This is a genomic window from Microlunatus sp. GCM10028923, assembly GCF_042666975.1.
Lineage (GTDB): Bacteria > Actinomycetota > Actinomycetes > Propionibacteriales > Propionibacteriaceae > Microlunatus.
Map to the genome: position 1 here is coordinate 295,201 of NZ_JBHTFF010000002.1, position 16,177 is coordinate 311,377.

The window sequence follows — 16,177 nt, forward strand, 5'->3', positions numbered from 1 at the left end:
CCGGCACCCGTCGAAATCGGGCATTTCCCTAGGCATCTGGCCCACCGGGCCGCGGTCGGTGGGAACCTGAGCCCATGGACGTCGGGGTCATCGGACGCGCGGCGGCGCTGGTCACGGTCGGGGAGTTCCTGGCCTCCGCCGTCACGGGAGCGCGGGTGCTGCTGATCGACGGGGAACCGGGGATCGGCAAGACCACGCTGTGGCGGGCCGCGGTCGACGAAGCCTCCGGCCTTCGGATCGTGCTGTCCGGTCAACCGGCCGCGGCCGAGTCGGCACTGCCGTACGCGGCGTTGGCCGATCTCCTGCGTGACGTCGACGATGCCGTGCTGGACACGCTGCCGGACCCCCAGCGCCGGGCGATCGACCAGGTGCTGCTGAGGACCTCCGCCGGGACCGATCCGACCGGCCACCGCGCCACCGGGGCCGCCGTACTCGGCATCCTGGACCGGCTGGCGACCCGACGGCCGGTGCTGTTGGCGATCGACGACCTGCAATGGGCCGACCGGAGCAGCGTGCAGGTGATCGAGTTCGCGATCCGGCGGACCAAGGCGCCGGTCGGGCTGCTGGCTACCGTACGGACCGAGCAGGGGGAGCCGACCCCGCCGGCACTGACGCTGCCCGACCCGGACCGGCTACAGCGGCTGCGGATCGGGCCGCTCAGTCTCGGCGCGCTGCACGAGCTGATCCTGAGTCGCACCGGACGGTCCTTCCCGCGGCCGACCATGGCGCGGATCCATCAGGTCTCGGGCGGCAATCCGTTCTACGCACTCGAACTCGTCCGGGAGTTCCTGGGCGGGACGCCGACTGGGCCCGACCTGGTGCTGCCGAAGTCGCTGGCCGGCCTGGTCGTGTCGCGGATCGCACGGCTCGACCCGCCGGTCCGGAGAGCGCTGCTCGCTGCGGCCGCAGCGGCGGAACCGACCGTCGAACTGGTCCAGCAGGCCCTGGCGGTCGACGCGGCGACGGCGCAGCGGCTGCTGGAGGCCGGCGAGACCGAGGGCCTGATCGACCTGGTCGGGGCCAAGGTCAGATTCCACCATCCACTGCTGATCACGGGAGTGCTCGGAGCGGCCGCCCCGGCCGAGGTACGGGCGATGCACCGCCGGCTGGCCGGGCTGGTCGGCGCCGCGGAGGAGCAGGCCCGGCATCTGGCCCTGGCCGCCGTCCGGCCGGACCTCGAGACGGTCGACGCCCTCGACGACGCGGCGACGCTGGCCCGCCGGCGCGGCGCCCCGGCGACCGCCGCGGAACTCCTCGAACTGGCCCTGCGGCTGGGCGCCGACACCGCGGCGCGCCGGATCCGGCTCGCCGGCTACCTGTTCGACGCCGGCGATCCGGTGCGGGCCCGCGAGCTGCTCGATCCGCTGCCGGACAGCTTGCCGGCCGGCCGGACCCGGGCCGAGGCGCTGTTGTTGCTGGCGACGGTCCGGGCGCACGACGACAGCTATCGGGAGGCGGCCGACTGCCTGCAGCGGGCACTCGACGAGGCCGGCGACGATCTGCGGCTCAGGGTGGAGATCTCCAACTGGCTGGTCTATGTGCTGGTCAATCTCGGCCGAATCCCGGCTGCGCGGACGCTCACCGTGCCCATGGTGGCCGAGGCCGAACGGCTCGGCGATCCCGGCGAGCTGGCCAAGGCACTCGCGTCCTCCGTGATGATCAACTTCGTCGCCGGCCAGGGCCACGACCAACCGACGCTGGACCGCGCGTTGGCACTGGAACAACTCGACCGGCCGACCCCGGCGATGCTGCGCCCGTCCTTGATCAACGGGCTGGTGCTGGCCTGGTCGGGCCGGCTGGACGAGGGTCTGGACACCCTGCTGGCCCTACGCCGGCGCTGCCTGGATCGCGGCGAGGAGAGCGACCTCATGTTCGGCGCCTTCCATCTCGTCGTCATCGAATGCTGGCGAGGCGATCTCGCGGCGGCGCGCAGCCTCTCCGACGACACGCTGGAACGAGCGCAGCAACTCGGGACCGACCTGCCGTGGGCGATCGCCGAGTCCACCCGGTCGATGGTCAGCGCGTACCTCGGTGACGCCGACACCGCCCGGGCCGCGGCGCGGGCGGCGCTGGCGATCTTCGAGCGCGGCAGTTGCCTGGCCGTCACGGTCTGGCCCCTGGTCACGCTGGGATTCGTCGAGCTGTCCGTCGGTGATCACCGGGCCGCGGCCGAACTGCTGGGGCCGCTCGCCGCGGCGGCCGTGGAGATGGGGTACGGGGAGCCGGCCGCAGCGCCGTTCGCCGCGGACGCCGCCGAGGCGCTGATCGCGACCGGCCGGCTCGACGAGGCGACGACCCTGGTGGATCAGCTCGAAGAGGTCGGCCGCCGACTGGACAGGGCCTGGGCGCTCGCCCTCAGCGGCCGCTGCCGCTGCCTGCTGGCGGCGGCCCGGGGCGACCTGGACGGAGCGGCCGCCGCCGGCCAACGCGCGCTGATCGAACACGAGCGGCTGCCGATGCCGCTCGAGCGGGCCCGGACGCAGTTGGTCCTCGGCCAGGTGCACCGGCGACGGCGGCAGAAGCGCCTGGCGGCCGACGCGATCCGAGCGGCCCTCGCGACGTTCGACGAGCTCGGGTCGAGGCTCTGGGCCGACCGGGCTCGGGCCGAACTGGACCGGGTCAACGTTCCCAGGGGTGGCAGCACCGAACTGACACCGTCCGAGCGCCGGGTGGCCGAACTGGCCGCGGCCGGCCGGACCAACCGTGAGGTGGCCCAGGCGATGTTCATCCACCCCAAGACCGTCGAGGCCAACCTGGCCAGGGTCTACCGGAAGCTGGGCATCCACTCCCGGGCCGAGCTCGGCCGCCGGATCCCCGAGCTCAACGGGCCGGAGCGCTGACGGGTCCCGCCACGAGGACGTACTCGGAGACTCTGCTGACCGACACCCTTGCCGCGACACACACCTCGAGTACGGCCGCGGGATCGGTGGCGGAGAACCGGTAGAAGGCGACATCGTCGCCCGGCAGCACCATCCCGTCCAGGAACTCGACCCGCAGGTCCCGCAACTCCCGGGTGGCCGTCGTCAGCCGGACCACGGCATCGGCGGGCGCGGTCGGGTCCGGGCTGTAGCACTCGACGAGATAGGTGCGGCTCACGATCCCGACCTTGCCGCGGCTGGAGGCGACCGGAATCGGGCGATGCCCTACCGCAGCGGGGTCAGCGAGGGAGCGGAGTGGTTGCGCCGGCCTTCGGGTCGTCCGGGCAACCGGTGACGACGGTGACCTGAGCTTGGCCGCCGGCGGAGGTGTAGACGAGCAGCGCCGGGGCGCCGTCGACGGTGACCCGGGCGATGTCGGTGATCCGGCCGTCGGTCACCTTCTGGGCGCAGGTCCAGGACTGGGAGAGCCAGTGCGCGTCGAGGTCCTTGGTCGAGCGGAGCGACTCGGCCTGCGAGGCGAGGGATTTGGTGGTCAGCGGCGACTGGATCGCCTCCGGCTCGCCGAGGCCGGCCCGGGCGCTGATCGCGTACCCGCCGAAGCCGATCCCGACGGCGGCGACGCAGGCCACCAGGGCCCGGCCGAAGAAGCGGCTCCGGGACGGCTTGTCCAGGTCGCTGCCCACGGTGCCGAGGCTCGGCTTGGGCCGGTCAGCGAGCTCGCGGCGGTGCAGGTCGGCGGCGTCGGCAGCCCCCGAGCTGCGCCGCTGCTGTTCCAACGCGATGACTTCGGCGAGCCGGTCGGCGACGGCCGCCGGCATCGCCGGTACGGGTTCGGCGGCGAGCCGTACGCTCACCTGGTCGAGGTCGGCCTTGCTGGCCGAGCATTGCCGGCAACCGGCCAGGTGAGCGTCGATCTCCGCAACGCGGGCAGCGTCGAGCAGGCCGGCGGCGGCGTCGGCCAGTTCGTCCACAGTCAGGTGAGCGGCCACAACGAGTTCCTTGGGCTGGAGGGGGGAAGAACGGGGGCGTGACGCCGGAGCGCCGTGCGCTTGGACGTCACCGGGTCCGGATCTGGTTCCCGGCCTGGTGGAAGAGATTTCGGGGGCTCATTCATCATTGGTCACCGCCGCTCAGTCAAGCATTCCCTGGGTCCGGAGCCGGTCGATCGCCGCCTCCGTCGCCGGATCACGGGTCGCCTGCGGCGCGTACCGGACCAACCAGCGCAACAGGGTCGGTCCGCCTTCGCGGAGCAGCGAGGTGGCGACCACCCGGTGGCTGCCGTCGGCCAGGGTCAGCCGGTAGCCGGGACCGGACAGCGTCCGCAGTCGCCGTACCGCCGTGATGTCCGTTCCGACCACCCGGTGTTTGGTACGGAAGCGACGCACGGTCGCCGACGCGGCGTCCACCTCGAGGTAGGCCCGGGTCCGGTACCAGACCACGGCGACCAGGACGAGCCAGCTGACCACCAGCACCGTCAGCACCGGCACCCAGCCGTCGGCCCGCTGACCGACCAGCAGCATGATGCAGGCGAACAGGCCGACGGTGGACACCAGGACAGGTGTCCGCCAGTTGTAGGCCAGGTCGAGCGGGTGGGACATGCGGGGTTCTCTCGGTCGGCCCTGGGTCAGGGGCGCGATGGTGGGGCGGGAGATCAGGGCGCCGGACCGTCGCGTTGCCGCCCCGGCGTCCGGACCCGGGGCCCGGCCGGCTCCGGCTCGGGGGCCTCGGAACTCGGCTCGTCGGGCTCCACGCGCAGGTGCCGCAGCAACGGGGCCAGCTTGGCCCGGCCGCGGGCACAGCGGCTCTTGATCGTGCCCGGCGCGCAGCCGAGGATCGAGGCGGCCTCGTCGACCGAGTAGCCCTCCATGTCGACCAGCACCAGGGCCGCCCGCTGGTCGGCGTTGAGCTGGCGCAGCGCGGCCGCGACGTCGCTGCGCTCCTCCTTGACCTCCATCGGGTCGGTGGAGGCGGTCACCCCGAGTTCGGCGGCGCGGTCCGGGTCCTCCGGCAGCGGCTCGGCCCGGCGGACCTTGTTGCGCCGGATCCGGTCCAGGCAGGCGTTGACGACAACCCGGTGCAGCCAGGTCGTGACCTGGGCGTCGCCGCGGAAGCTGCCGGCCCGGCGGAAGGCGGAGATGTACGCGTCCTGGAGGGCGTCGGCCGCCTCCTCCGGGTTCCGCATGGTCCGCAGGGCGATCGCCCAGAGCCGTTCCTGATGCCGTCCCACCAATGTCGCGAAGGCCTCCGAGTCCCCGGCGACATGGGCGCGCAGCAGTTCGAAATCACTGGGACCGCCCGGGGGCGATCCGGTCACCGATAGACCTCGACCTCGTGGATCCCGCCTCGGAAACGCTGGGATTCCTCCTCGGGCAACGAGGTCAGGTAGACCAGGACGAACCGGGTGGTGACCGGCTGCTCCAGCGGTACGTCGACCTGCTCGCCGGCGTTGTTGACCTCGGCGATCACGCGCCAGTCCTTGTCCGTACCCATTGGGGGCTTGTTCAGGCCCTCCTTCTCCGGCACCCGGACCTCGAAGTCGGTGCCCTTGCCGCTGAGCATCAGCTTCACTTCGCGGACCGGCACCTCCGCGCCCAGGTCGAAGACCAGGCCGACGCCGCGCTTCAGGCCGCCGAGCTTCGGGTCGTTGCGGTACTGCATGGTGCGCCAGCGGGAGTCCGGTTCGCCGTCGTAGGCGTTCGGCACCTCGTCCGGGTTCTCGTCCGACGGGTCGCCCTGCGGATCGAAGTCGCGGGCGTCCTTGATCGGCACCAGGACCGGGTCGGCCGGCGGCAACGGCGCCTCGCTGGTCTGCTGCGGCGGGTTGCTGATCGGGTTCGGCAGGCCGCTCGGGCGGATCACAAAGGTGGCCACGATCGCCGCGATCACCAGCAGTGCGACCAGGGCCACCAGCAGGATGATCCAGCGTTGCGGCTTGCTCGGCGTCCCGTTGCCGTTGCGCGGGCGGACGTGCGGGACCAGCGCGGTCGCGCCGTCCGGCGGCGGTGGCTGCCGGATCATCGTCGAACGGGCCGACTCCGGGCTGGTCGGCGAGATCGAGCCGGCCATCGGCAGCGCCGGTCCGGCCTGCCGTACCTGCTCCTCGGTCGGGTCGTTGTCGGGCGTGCTGGAGATCGGCGAATCCGGCCGGTCGACCGCCGCCATCATCCCGGTCGGCTGTTCGCTGATCGGGATCTCGCCGGTCTCGTCGGGCCGGACCCGCGGGATCGGCTGGCGCAGCCGGCGCTCCAGGTCGGCGGTGGCGTCGGCAGTGCCGAGCACCTTCGTCAGCGCGTTGACGACCTCGTTCGCGGTCTCGAGCTGCGGCGCGTGGTGCCGCGGCGGCCGGCCCAGGATCTGGTCGGTGACCTGGTCCAGTGCCGGCGACACCCCGGCCCGGACCTGCCGCGGGGTGGCCCAGCGGCCGCCGAGCAACGGGGCCGCGCCGAGTCCGTACGCCGGACCGCCGGGCCAGCGGGAGACCAGGCAGGAGTAGAGCAGCCGGCCGAGGTCGTACACGTCGGCCGCCTCGCCGTGCCCCTCGGCCGGCTGGCCGCGGACCGGCCGCAGCGCGGACTCGATCACCAGGCCGATGATCTTGACGTTGCCGGTCGGGGTGACGACCACGGTCTCCGGGTTGATCCGCTCGTGGAACAGGCCGAAGCCGTGCACGGCCGACAGCGCGTCGGCCACCTCGCGGGTCACCCAGGCCGCTTCGAGCCCGGTCAGCGGGCCCTGGGCCAGGACGGCGCTGAGTGGCTGGCCGGTGGCGTACTCGCAGACGATGTAGGAGCCGATCCGGGCGTCGTCGGAGTAGACGGCGTCGAGCACCCGGAGGAAGCGGGAGTCCGTCGCCGCGGCGCCGCGCCGGGCGGCGTCCAGTACCTCGGTCGCGTGCGGATCCTGGGGCGGCAGCAGGTGCACCAGGACGGACCGGGAGAGCACCTGGTCGAAGGCTCGCCAGGTGATCGTCGGGTCGTCCGCGGCCAGCATCTCCTCGAGCCGGTAGCGGCCGGCGAGGACGGTGCCGGGGGCGGTCATCGTGGAACCGGGGGCGGTGTCGTCCCCGCCCGAATCGCCCCAGCCCGGATCGTCCGTCGGAGGCGTCGCGGCAGCGGCGCTCGGGGACTCCTCCGGACCGACCTGGTCCGGGGTGTCAGCCGAGGGCGCGACTGGTGTGGTCATCTCGGACCCGGGCTTAGCTGACATCGTGATAGGACGGCCATGAGGTGACCGGTCGGGAACGATCTTAGGATGCAAGGCCGCCCGACGTCCGGTCTGGTTCGCATCTGGGACGATCCTAGGCTCCGGGGCACCCGTTTCGCCGTAGAACTCGCGCAACGGACGGATCACGGTCTGGATGCTGGCCTCGTCCTCGATCGGGGCCGGCGCCGGCTGCCGGCGGCGCAGCACGAAGGCGAGGATCTGGCTGACCTCGGAGATCTTGAACAGCCGCGCCAGCAGCAGGAACACCACGATGGCGACCACGCCGGCGACCACCAGCGCCAGGGCCTGGACCAGCTTCGCCGACGACCAGAGCTTGAACGCCGCCGTGACCCCGTACGCCAGCGCACCGGCCGGGGCGACCGCGGCGAGCAGCTTCCCGGCGTGCCCGGCCAGGCTGCCCACCGGCATCCCGGACAGCCGCCGGGACAGCACGCCGACCGCCAGCACCAGCCCGATCGTGTACGCGACCACGTGCGCGACCGCCAACCCGACCGCGGTGGTGGCCGGCGAGTTCAGCAACAGCACGATCAGCACCGCGAGCGAGGCGTTGGCGGCGCCGATCGCGATCTGGATCAGGAACGCCGTCTTGTTGTCCTCGAGCGCATAGAAGGTCCGCAGACAGAGGTAGTGCAGGCTGAACGGGACCAGCCCGAACGCGAACGCCATCAGCGTCCAGCCGGTCAGGTAGGCGTCACTCGTGCCCTTGCCGAAGCCGAACACGAACTCGGCCAGTGGCACGCCGAGGGAGAAGAAGGCGACCGCCGCCGGCACCATCGCGGTGAGCAGCAGCCGCATCGTGCCGAGCGTTTCGTCCCGGACGCCGGCCAGGTCACCGGCCGCGACCAGCCGGGACGCCGAGGGCAGCATCGCGGTGGCCAGCGACACCGCGATCAGCGAGTGCGGCAGTTGATAGGCGGCGTAGGCGTACGAATAGACGGTCAGACCGCCACCGGTGCCGCCTGTGGTCGCGCCGCCGGCCACCTTCTGGATCACCACCAGCGCCGCCTGGTTGACCAGCACGAAGCCGAGCGTCCACTTGGCCAGCCGGACCGTCCGGCCGAGCCCGGTCCCCTTGAAGTCGAACCGCGGCCGGAACTGGTACCCGGCCGCCTTCAGGTACGGCAGCAGCACGATCGCCTGGGCGACGATGCCCAGCGTGGAGCCGAAGCCGAGCAGCATCTCCTGCTGGCTGGTGAACGCGCTGGTCCCGTCGCCGCTGCCGAAGACGACGAAGAAGACGGCCAGGACGCCGATCGAGATGATGTTGTTGGCGATCGGCGACCACATCATCGGACCGAACCGGTCCCGGGCGTTGAGCACCTGACCGGCCAGCACGTGGATGCCGTAGAAGAAGATCTGCGGCATGCAGTAGTACGCCAGCCGCACCGTCGAGTCGTAGCTGCGGGCCAGCTCGGGGACGTGCCAGGACTCCGGCGTGTAGATCCAGATCACCAGCGGCGCGGCCAGCGTGAGTACGACCGTGAGGACGCCGAGGACCAGGATGCCGAGCGTCATGATCCGGTTCGTGTACGCGTCGCCGCCGTCCGGGTCGTGCTTGATCGCCCGGACGATCTGCGGCACCAGGACGGTGTTCAGGATGCCGCCGGCCAGCAGGATGTACATGCTGTTCGGCACCGTGTTGGCGTAGTTGAACATGTCGGCCTGCCGGGTGGCGTTGCCGAACAGCGCCACCAGCAGGGCGAACCGGCCGAAGCCGAGCATCCGGGACACGGCCGTCCCGGCCGCCATCAGCACCGTGGCGGAGACCAGCCGGGACCGGCCTCGCGGCGGGTCGGCCGACCGGCCGGAGCCGCCGGAGACGTTCGACGAAGCGCGGCCGGACGTCGCGGCCGGATTGCGGGCGGAGTTCATGCGGGTTCCCCGCTGCGGGGTTCGTGGGAGCGCGGCGGAACGGTGACCCGGCGTGGGGTGCGGGTCATGGGCGTGCCCGCCGCGGGCCGTCGGCCGGCCCCGGGTCCGGCTGGGCCGGGTCGGGTCGGGCCGCGCCGACCGGGGCGGCGGGCGGCTCCGGGGTTGCCGGCGGCTGCTCGGCCGGGTCGACCGCGACCGCGGCGAGCTCCACGGTGTCGCCGTCCTCCCGCTCCTGGGCCCGCTCCCGGGCCACCTGCTGGATCCGGAACACCGTGGTCCCGATCAGCACGATGCCGGCGGCGATCGCGATCACCCAGCCGACGGTGCCGGCCTGGGTGACGGTGACCTCGACCGTGGTCGGCTTGCCGACCGGCCGGCCGGACGCGGTGACCAGCTGGGCGGTGACCTCGACCGGGCCGTTCGCCCGCGCCTCGATCTGGGTGTTCCTGGTCACCGAGGCGTTCCGTTCCGGGTTGGCGCGAATGACGACCGGGTCGATCGGCTTCACCGTCAGCCGCTGCGACTGGGCCGAGGTGAAGGTGATGCCGACCCGGATCGAGTTCAGGTCGCCCGGCGGTTCGGTGCCGGGCAGCGTGTTGGTGACCGTGATCGGGAAGCTGATGTCGTTCTGCCCGGTGGTGGTGAAGCGTTCGACGAGGCCGATCTTGACCGCGTCGCCGATCACCCGGTCGACCTGGTCCAGCCTGGCCTCGACCAGGCCGGTCCAGCCGTCGTCGCCGCGCCAGGTCGCCGAGACCGCCTTCGCGACGGCCGCGTCGGCGTCCTTCTTCGCCTGGGCCGGGTCGAGCAGCAGCTCGCCATAGGTCTGGTACGCGTCCGCCAGGTCGTCCACCTCACGCAGCCCCTTGGCGGGCAACTCGGCCCGCTGGGCCGCCTTCGGGTAGGCCAGCTTGTCGGTCAGTCGTTCCGGCTGCTGGCGGAGCAGCGCCGGCAGCGGCACCGAGCGCAGCCAGGGCGCGGCGAGCTGACGTTCGGTGCCGGCCTCGGTCGGTGTCGTGATCAACCGGACCCGCCCGGCCAGCTCTTCCGGGTCCGCCGTGCCGGCCTCGATCCAGGTCTCGGCCAGCGTCCGCTGCCGCTGGTGGACGGCGGTGTTGCTCGGGTCGGGCCCGGGACCGCCGGCGGAGTCGGAGCCCTGGTAGTTGATGATCGGCGGGCCGTCACCGTCGCGGAGCAGCGGCGCGGAACTGCCGGTGGTGCTGTCGGAGAGCAGGATGCCGGCCGGGTCCAGCTCGGCGGCCGCCTGCAGGGTCGCGGCGTCGGCGGCCCCGTCGCCCGGCCAGACCAGCAGCGGCAACGCCGACGTCTCCGGTACGGCGGCCCCGGCGGCCTTGACCCGGTCCAGCAGTTCGGTGCGGTCCGAGCGGACCAGCGCGGCCAGGTCCGGCGTCCCGTACTGCAGTCGATAGCCGGGGTTGGTGTCGAGCAGCTGATCGAAGCCCTGCAGCCAGGCGGTGGCCCGCTCGGTGCCGATCCCGGCGGTCAGGCTCCCGTCTTCCTTCCGGACCTGGTAGCCGGACCGCATCGCGGTCAGCTCCTCGATCAGCGACGGGTCGACGGCGAACGTACTGCCCGGGTTCTGGGCCGCGGCGAGCAGCTGGGTCAGCCGGCCGCCCGGCCCGACCTCGTCGGCCAGGTGGTCGTCGGTGAAGACCCGGTCCTGCAGCCGGCTCGGCCGGGAGTTCAGGACCACCACCGACGAGATCGGCAGCACCTGCTCCGGTGTTTCGCTGAGGATCGGCGCGAACAGCCGGGCCCGGCCGATCGCCGGCGCCCGGTCGGTGCCGTCCAGGACGTGTACGCCGATCAGGTAGACGCCGCTGGTGTCCGGCAGGTCCAGCTGCTCCGGGGTCGCCGACACGGTGAACTTCACCGACTCGCCCGGGTCGAGGGTCGGGTCGGCCTCCGTCCACAGATGGAACCGGTTCTGGATGTCGGCGGTGACCCGGGCCCCGAGCGGGTCGGTCGGGGTCGAGTCGAGCGCGGTCCGGAAGCCTTCCTGGTCGGTGATCGGCGCCTGGTTCCGCCAGAAGTAGACCCGCGGCTTGTCGATCGGCTTCTTGCCGGTGTTGGTGACGACGCCGGCCAGCGTGATCGTGTCGGTGGGCGTCGGCAGGCTGGGCGTCATCGCGGTGATCCGGATCGAGACCGGGGCGTCCGGATCGTCGGCTGCGGCCGACGGAGCCGTACCGGCGACGACGAGGCCGGCGAGCGCGAACGACAGCGCGAGCGACAACACCCGGAGCAACACGGACCGGTCGGACGATGAGGGCCGGTCGGGCGTCGAGCGCCGGGGTCGTCGGGACGCAACCATTGCCCCCCAAGCTTCCGGACTCCCCACCCCGACATCCTAGGGTGTGCAACGCAATCCCTAGTCGGCCGCGCAACGGTCCCCAGCGCCTTCTCAGCCAATGTTCGTGATTCGGCGAATCCCGGTCGGCGCCGCGGCCGAGCGCGACTACAGTCTTCGCTCGTGACATCCTCTGCCGCCCAGTCGAACGTGGTCGCCGCGCTGCTCCGGATCGCGCCGATCGCCGATGATCTCGGCCGGGTCTTCGCGGCGGCGGGGCACCGGCTGTTCCTGGTCGGCGGCAGCGTCCGGGATGCGCTGCTCGGCGGCCTCGGCCACGACCTCGACTTCACCACCTCGGCGCGGCCGGACGAGATCGAGCGGCTGCTCCGGTCGGTGACCAAGGCGGTCTGGACCATCGGCAAGGAGTTCGGCACGATCGGCGCCAAGTTCGACGTCGGCGGCCACGAGTGGATCGTGGAGATCACCACCTTCCGGGCCGACGCGTACCGGCCGGACAGCCGGAAGCCGCAGGTGGCGTTCGGGGACACCCTCGAGGGCGACCTGGTCCGCCGCGACTTCACCGTGAACGCGATGGCCGTTTCGCTGCCGGACAAGGAGTTCCACGACCCGTACCGGGGCCTGGATGATCTTGCTGAGCGTCGGCTGCGGACGCCGGCGACGCCGGAGCAGTCGTTCAGCGACGACCCGCTCAGGATGATGCGGCTGGCCAGGTTCGCCTCCCAGCTCGGCTTCGAGCCGGCGCCGGACGCGGTCCGGGCGGCGACCGAGATGGCCGACCGGCTGGACATCGTGTCCGCGGAACGGATCCGGGACGAACTCTCCAAGCTGCTGCTGACCGACCAGCCGCGGCCGGGGCTCAACCTGCTGGTATCGACCGGCCTGGCGGCGCGGATGCTGCCGGAGTTGCCGGCGCTGCGGCTGGAACGCGACGAGCACCACCGGCACAAGGACGTCTATCAGCACAGCCTCACCGTGCTGGACCAGGCGATCGAGCTGGAGGACCGGCTGGGCGGGCAGCCCGACCTGGTGAACCGGCTGGCCGCGCTGCTGCACGACATCGGCAAGCCGAAGACCCGGCGCTTCGAGTCCGGCGGCAAGGTGTCGTTCCACCACCACGATGTGGTCGGCGCCAAGCTCGTCCGGAAGCGGCTGGCCGCGCTGCGCTACCCGGGGGACGTGACCGACGGGGTGGCCAAGCTGGTCGAGCTGCACCTGCGCTTCCACGGGTACGGGGACGGACAGTGGACCGATTCCGCCGTCCGCCGGTACGTCCGCGACGCCGGCGACCAGCTGGAGCGGCTGCATGTGCTGACCCGGGCCGACTGCACCACCCGGAACCAGGCGAAGGCGGCCCGGCTGCGCTCGGCGTACGACGACCTGGAGCAGCGGATCGCGGAGCTGCGGGACCAGGAGGAGCTGGACGCGATCCGGCCCGACCTGGACGGCAACCAGATCATGGAGATCCTCGGCATCCCGCCCGGCCGGGCGGTCGGCGAGGCGTACAAGTTCCTGCTCGAGCTGCGGCTGGACCGCGGCCCGCTCGGCCCGGACGGCGCCGAGGCCGAGCTGCGTGCCTGGTGGGCCGCCCGCTAATCCACAACGCTCCCTGAGCCTGTCGAAGGGCAGGCCACAGCTGCCTTGGCCCTTCGGCAGGCTCAGGGCACGTGATCGATCAGCGTACGGCCGGGAGGAAGCCGATCTTGGAGACGTAGCCGTGGTAGAGCCGGGCCGCGTCGCCGACCGGGATCTGGCCGAAGTCGAGCAGGGTGCGCAGCCCGTCCAGCTCCGCCGAGCAGGTCTCCGCGGCCGCGACCCGGCTGCTCAGCTGCTGGCTGTTGGCCAGGTTGATCGTCACCGTGGTCGCGACCGAGACGATCAGCGCGAGCAGGCAGAGCACCTGCCAGACGATCGAGGTCTGCGGCAGTCCCAGCACGTCGGTCGCGGTCTGGGCGAAGCCGAGCCCGCCGAACGCCGGTCCGGCGGTGAACGCGGCCGACGCGCCGCTGAGGACGATGCCGGCCACCGCCAGCCGGTTGCCGCGTGGCCGGGCCGAGCGCAGGTAGCCGGACAGGTCCTGCTGCCGCGCGTCGATCATGGTGATGAGCTGACGATCCGGCGTGATCACGTCCATGGTGGCCTCCCCGGCCGACGCGGTGCGCCTCCGCACCGACCCCAGCAGAAGTCTAGGGAGGAAATCCCGGGTTAGCCGGGTTTCTGGGCGAGCAGCCCGGCCAGGAGGACGGACAGGAAGCGCTGCAGGTCGGCGGCGAAGTCGATCTTGAACGTGGCCAGGTCGGGGTGCGCGTCGTAGACGGCCCGCATCACCTCGGTCGGCTGGGCGTGCACCCAGAGCGACCCGGCCGTCAGCTGGGTGGCCGCGGCGAAGAGGCGGGCCGTCTCGTCGTCGAGCTCGGGCAGGCTGCGCCGGACGATCGCGCCGAAGTCGGCCATCGCAGCGAGCGAGGCCCGCTTGTGCCGCGCGGCGACCTCGACCGAGACGTTCCGTTCCAGGACGGCGGCCTGGCTGCCGATCAGGTCACAGAGCACCGGCCGCCGGGCCAGCGACTCGGCGATCGTCGTGCTGAGCCGACGGCTGCGGGTGGCGACGGCCCCGCGCGGCTTGGGAGTGCCGGACAGTTCCGCGAGCCAGTCGGTCAGCTCGGTGGTCAGCAACTCCAGCAGGATCGCCTCGCGGGAGTCGAAGTAGCGCAGCACGTTGGACTTGGCGAGCCCAACCCGGCGGGCCAGCGCGTTCAGCGTGATGTCGGCGACCGGCTGCTCGGCCAGCATCGTCGCAGCGACCTCGAGGATCGCGGTCCGGCGGGCGGCCCGCTGCTCCTCGCTGCGAGCCCGGTGGAAGGTGGCCATGGCGCCAGTATTTCAGACCGATGGTCTCTTGATAACAGACCTGTGGTCTGTTAGCTTCGAATCAGATGGAACAGACCGACGGTCTCTTAAGGGTGGACTCATGTATCAGGTACCCGATCAGACGGGGAAGATCATCATCGTCACCGGTGCGAACAGCGGCACCGGCAAGGAAGCAGCCACTCGGCTGGCCGGGGCCGGTGCGCACGTGATCATGGCGGTACGGACTCCGGCCAAGGGTGATCAAGCCCGGCAGGAGATCCTGGACCACCATCCGGGAGCCAGCCTCGAGGTGCGGCGGGTCGACCTGGCCGACCTGTCCTCGGTGGCCGACTTCGCGGCCGGCGTCGACCGGGTGGACACCTTGATCAACAACGCCGGAGTGATGATGCCGCCGACCCGGCACACCACCGCCGACGGCTTCGAACTGCAGTACGGCAGCAACTTCCTCGGCCCCTTCGCGCTCACCGTACGACTACTGCCGGTGCTGCTCCGCGCGGCCGCGCCCCGGGTCGTGACGATAAGCAGCGGCATGGCGCACTTCGGCGCGATCCGGTTCGACGATCCGCAGTTCCAGCGCGGCTACGGACCGACCCGCGCCTACGCCCAGTCGAAGCTGGCCAACGTGATGATGACGCTGCGGCTGGCCGAGATCGCCACCGAGCGCGGTTGGCCGCTGCTCAGCACCGGCGCGCATCCCGGCGTCACCAGGACCAATCTGCAGTCCGCCGGCCCGAACCTCGGCCGGGACCGGCCGCGCCGCAGCTACGACGGGCTCGGGCCGTTCCGGTTGCAGGCGGTCGACATCGGCACCGAGCCGCTGCTGTACGCGGCGGCCGATCCCGCGGCAGTCCAGGGCGGCTACTACGGGCCGACCGGGCTGTTGGAGTTCCGTGGCACCACGGGCGTCGCCCGGATCCCCCGCCGGGCTCGCGATGCCGAGGCCGCACGGCGGCTCTGGGACGAGGCGGAGCGGCTGACCGGAGCCTCGTTGGCCGTGGCCTGACCGGCGCGGCTCAGAAGGGCTCGGTCTCCTGGGTGCTGGCGTTGCCGCCGATCCGCTTCTTCAGCTCGATCTCCCAGTTGGACTTCGGCAGGAAGGACAGCTGGAACCGCTGGAACGCGCAGCCGCGGGTGAAGGTCTTCCGGTCGTCGTCCCAGTCCGTCCCGGTCTTGTAATAGACGGTGTAGGTCTTGGCGGCCAGGTTGTACAGCGTGGTCTCCGAGTCGGCCCGGACGTAGACACTGGCCATCGGCTTCTTCGGGTTCTTGGTGACGGCGGCGACCACGTAGTCCTGCTCGGTGTCGTTCTTGATCTTGAGGAACCGGTCGCCGCGGCTGCCGTTGCGTTCGATCACCTCGCCGTTGTCGGCGCGGCGCTTCTTCTTCGCCGGCGGCTCCGGGCTGGCCGGCAGCAGTTTCCCGCCCCAGCTGTAGCCCGCCTTCTTGAACTGGCCGGACAGCCCCTTGCGTTTGGCGTCCGGCAGCGACCCGTGCACCTTCCGTTTGGCGGTGATCAACTGTTCGGTCGCGGTCGGCGTGATGCCGCACTCGTTGGCCGCAGGCTTGCTCGCCGTGAAGGACGGCACCGACCCCAGCAGCCCGACCAGGGCGGAGTTCGCGGTGGTCGCGGAGTCCGGCGCCAGGGTGGCGTCGAGCTTGGTCGACTCGCTTGCCAGGGTCTTGGCCAGCGCGTCCGCGGCGGCCTCGAGTTCCTTGATCGACTTCGTCGCCATCACCTTGTCGAACGCCTTTCGGACGGCGCTCTCCGATCCGGTCAGCAGCTTCTGGTACGCGTCCTTCGACAACGCCTCCGGAGTCGGTGACGGGGCCGGGGCCGGAGGTGCGGAGGAGGAGGTGGCCGGATCCGGCGCCGCCGGGTCCTCGGGCGTCGAGCCCGTACCGCAGCCGGTGCCGACCAGCAGGATCAGGGCGACAGTGGCCCCCAGCACGCGCGTCCTCATGGCCCAAGGTTAGATTCCCGGGCGCCGGGTCGGGTCGA

General features: G+C 71.8%; 12 protein-coding genes. 3 read left to right on the forward strand and 9 right to left on the reverse strand.

Annotation, left to right across the window (positions count from 1 at the left end; genetic code table 11):
* Positions 1-74 precede the first annotated feature (74 nt).
* Entirely contained in the window at positions 75-2,840 is a 2,766-nt protein-coding gene (locus ACFQU4_RS05540; protein WP_377487878.1) for an AAA family ATPase, read from the forward strand.
* Here the strand turns inward: ACFQU4_RS05540 and ACFQU4_RS05545 are convergent.
* From ACFQU4_RS05545 to ACFQU4_RS05570, 6 genes are all read right to left on the reverse strand, one after another.
* The gene (locus ACFQU4_RS05545; RefSeq protein WP_377487880.1) at positions 2,821-3,096 is read right to left on the reverse strand and encodes a hypothetical protein; all 276 of its coding nucleotides are present in this window, start codon (positions 3,094-3,096) and stop codon (positions 2,821-2,823) included. The two genes, ACFQU4_RS05540 and ACFQU4_RS05545, sit on opposite strands and share 20 nt — an antisense overlap.
* A 61-nt stretch (positions 3,097-3,157) precedes the next feature.
* A complete protein-coding gene (locus tag ACFQU4_RS05550) occupies positions 3,158-3,868 on the reverse strand; it encodes a hypothetical protein (protein WP_377487882.1) in 711 nt (236 codons plus the stop codon).
* 141 nt (positions 3,869-4,009) lie between these two features.
* The gene (locus tag ACFQU4_RS05555) at positions 4,010-4,477 is read right to left on the reverse strand and encodes a hypothetical protein (protein ID WP_377487884.1); all 468 of its coding nucleotides are present in this window, start codon (positions 4,475-4,477) and stop codon (positions 4,010-4,012) included.
* Positions 4,478-4,530: 53 nt separating this feature from the next.
* Positions 4,531-5,193 (reverse strand): RNA polymerase sigma factor SigM, encoded by a 663-nt coding sequence (sigM, locus tag ACFQU4_RS05560; RefSeq protein WP_377487886.1) that lies wholly within the window; start codon positions 5,191-5,193, stop codon positions 4,531-4,533.
* Entirely contained in the window at positions 5,190-8,975 is a 3,786-nt protein-coding gene (gene murJ / locus ACFQU4_RS05565; protein WP_377487888.1) for a murein biosynthesis integral membrane protein MurJ, read from the reverse strand. Before murJ ends, sigM begins: the two co-directional genes overlap by 4 nt.
* A gap of 64 nt (positions 8,976-9,039) precedes the next feature.
* Positions 9,040-11,310 (reverse strand): DUF6049 family protein, encoded by a 2,271-nt coding sequence (locus tag ACFQU4_RS05570; RefSeq protein ID WP_377487890.1) that lies wholly within the window; start codon positions 11,308-11,310, stop codon positions 9,040-9,042.
* A gap of 186 nt (positions 11,311-11,496) precedes the next feature.
* On the opposite strand from ACFQU4_RS05570, the gene ACFQU4_RS05575 reads away from it, so the two are divergent.
* Positions 11,497-12,903, forward strand: coding sequence for a CCA tRNA nucleotidyltransferase (locus tag ACFQU4_RS05575; protein WP_377488778.1), 1,407 nt, complete (start codon positions 11,497-11,499; stop codon positions 12,901-12,903).
* Positions 12,904-12,982: 79 nt separating this feature from the next.
* On the opposite strand, the gene ACFQU4_RS05580 is transcribed toward ACFQU4_RS05575, so the two are convergent.
* Positions 12,983-13,477 carry a hypothetical protein gene (locus ACFQU4_RS05580; RefSeq protein WP_377487892.1) on the reverse strand — a complete coding sequence of 165 codons (495 nt, stop codon included), beginning with the start codon at positions 13,475-13,477 and terminating at the stop codon, positions 12,983-12,985.
* A 35-nt stretch (positions 13,478-13,512) separates the two neighbouring features.
* Positions 13,513-14,178 (reverse strand): TetR family transcriptional regulator, encoded by a 666-nt coding sequence (locus ACFQU4_RS05585; protein ID WP_377487894.1) that lies wholly within the window; start codon positions 14,176-14,178, stop codon positions 13,513-13,515.
* Between the two features lie 100 nt (positions 14,179-14,278).
* On the opposite strand from ACFQU4_RS05585, the gene ACFQU4_RS05590 reads away from it, so the two are divergent.
* Complete coding sequence (locus ACFQU4_RS05590) at positions 14,279-15,181, forward strand: SDR family oxidoreductase (RefSeq protein WP_377487896.1); 903 nt, start codon at positions 14,279-14,281, stop codon at positions 15,179-15,181.
* 10 nt (positions 15,182-15,191) lie between these two features.
* Here ACFQU4_RS05590 and ACFQU4_RS05595 read toward each other — a convergent pair whose 3' ends face one another.
* Positions 15,192-16,139: a hypothetical protein gene (locus ACFQU4_RS05595; RefSeq protein ID WP_377487898.1), complete on the reverse strand. Its 948-nt coding sequence runs from the start codon at positions 16,137-16,139 to the stop codon at positions 15,192-15,194.
* Positions 16,140-16,177 lie beyond the last annotated feature (38 nt).

Excerpts from the sequence above, each read along its gene's own strand:
- ACFQU4_RS05585 (WP_377487894.1), bottom strand. The coding sequence starts at position 14,178 with ATGGCCACCTTCCACCGGGCTCGCAGCGAGGAGCAGCGGGCCGCCCGC.
- ACFQU4_RS05570 (WP_377487890.1), bottom strand. The coding sequence starts at position 11,310 with ATGGTTGCGTCCCGACGACCCCGGCGCTCGACGCCCGACCGGCCCTCA.
- murJ (WP_377487888.1), bottom strand. The coding sequence starts at position 8,975 with ATGAACTCCGCCCGCAATCCGGCCGCGACGTCCGGCCGCGCTTCGTCG.
- ACFQU4_RS05595 (WP_377487898.1), bottom strand. The coding sequence starts at position 16,139 with ATGAGGACGCGCGTGCTGGGGGCCACTGTCGCCCTGATCCTGCTGGTC.
- ACFQU4_RS05590 (WP_377487896.1), top strand. The coding sequence starts at position 14,279 with ATGTATCAGGTACCCGATCAGACGGGGAAGATCATCATCGTCACCGGT.
- ACFQU4_RS05540 (WP_377487878.1), top strand. The coding sequence starts at position 75 with ATGGACGTCGGGGTCATCGGACGCGCGGCGGCGCTGGTCACGGTCGGG.
- ACFQU4_RS05555 (WP_377487884.1), bottom strand. The coding sequence starts at position 4,477 with ATGTCCCACCCGCTCGACCTGGCCTACAACTGGCGGACACCTGTCCTG.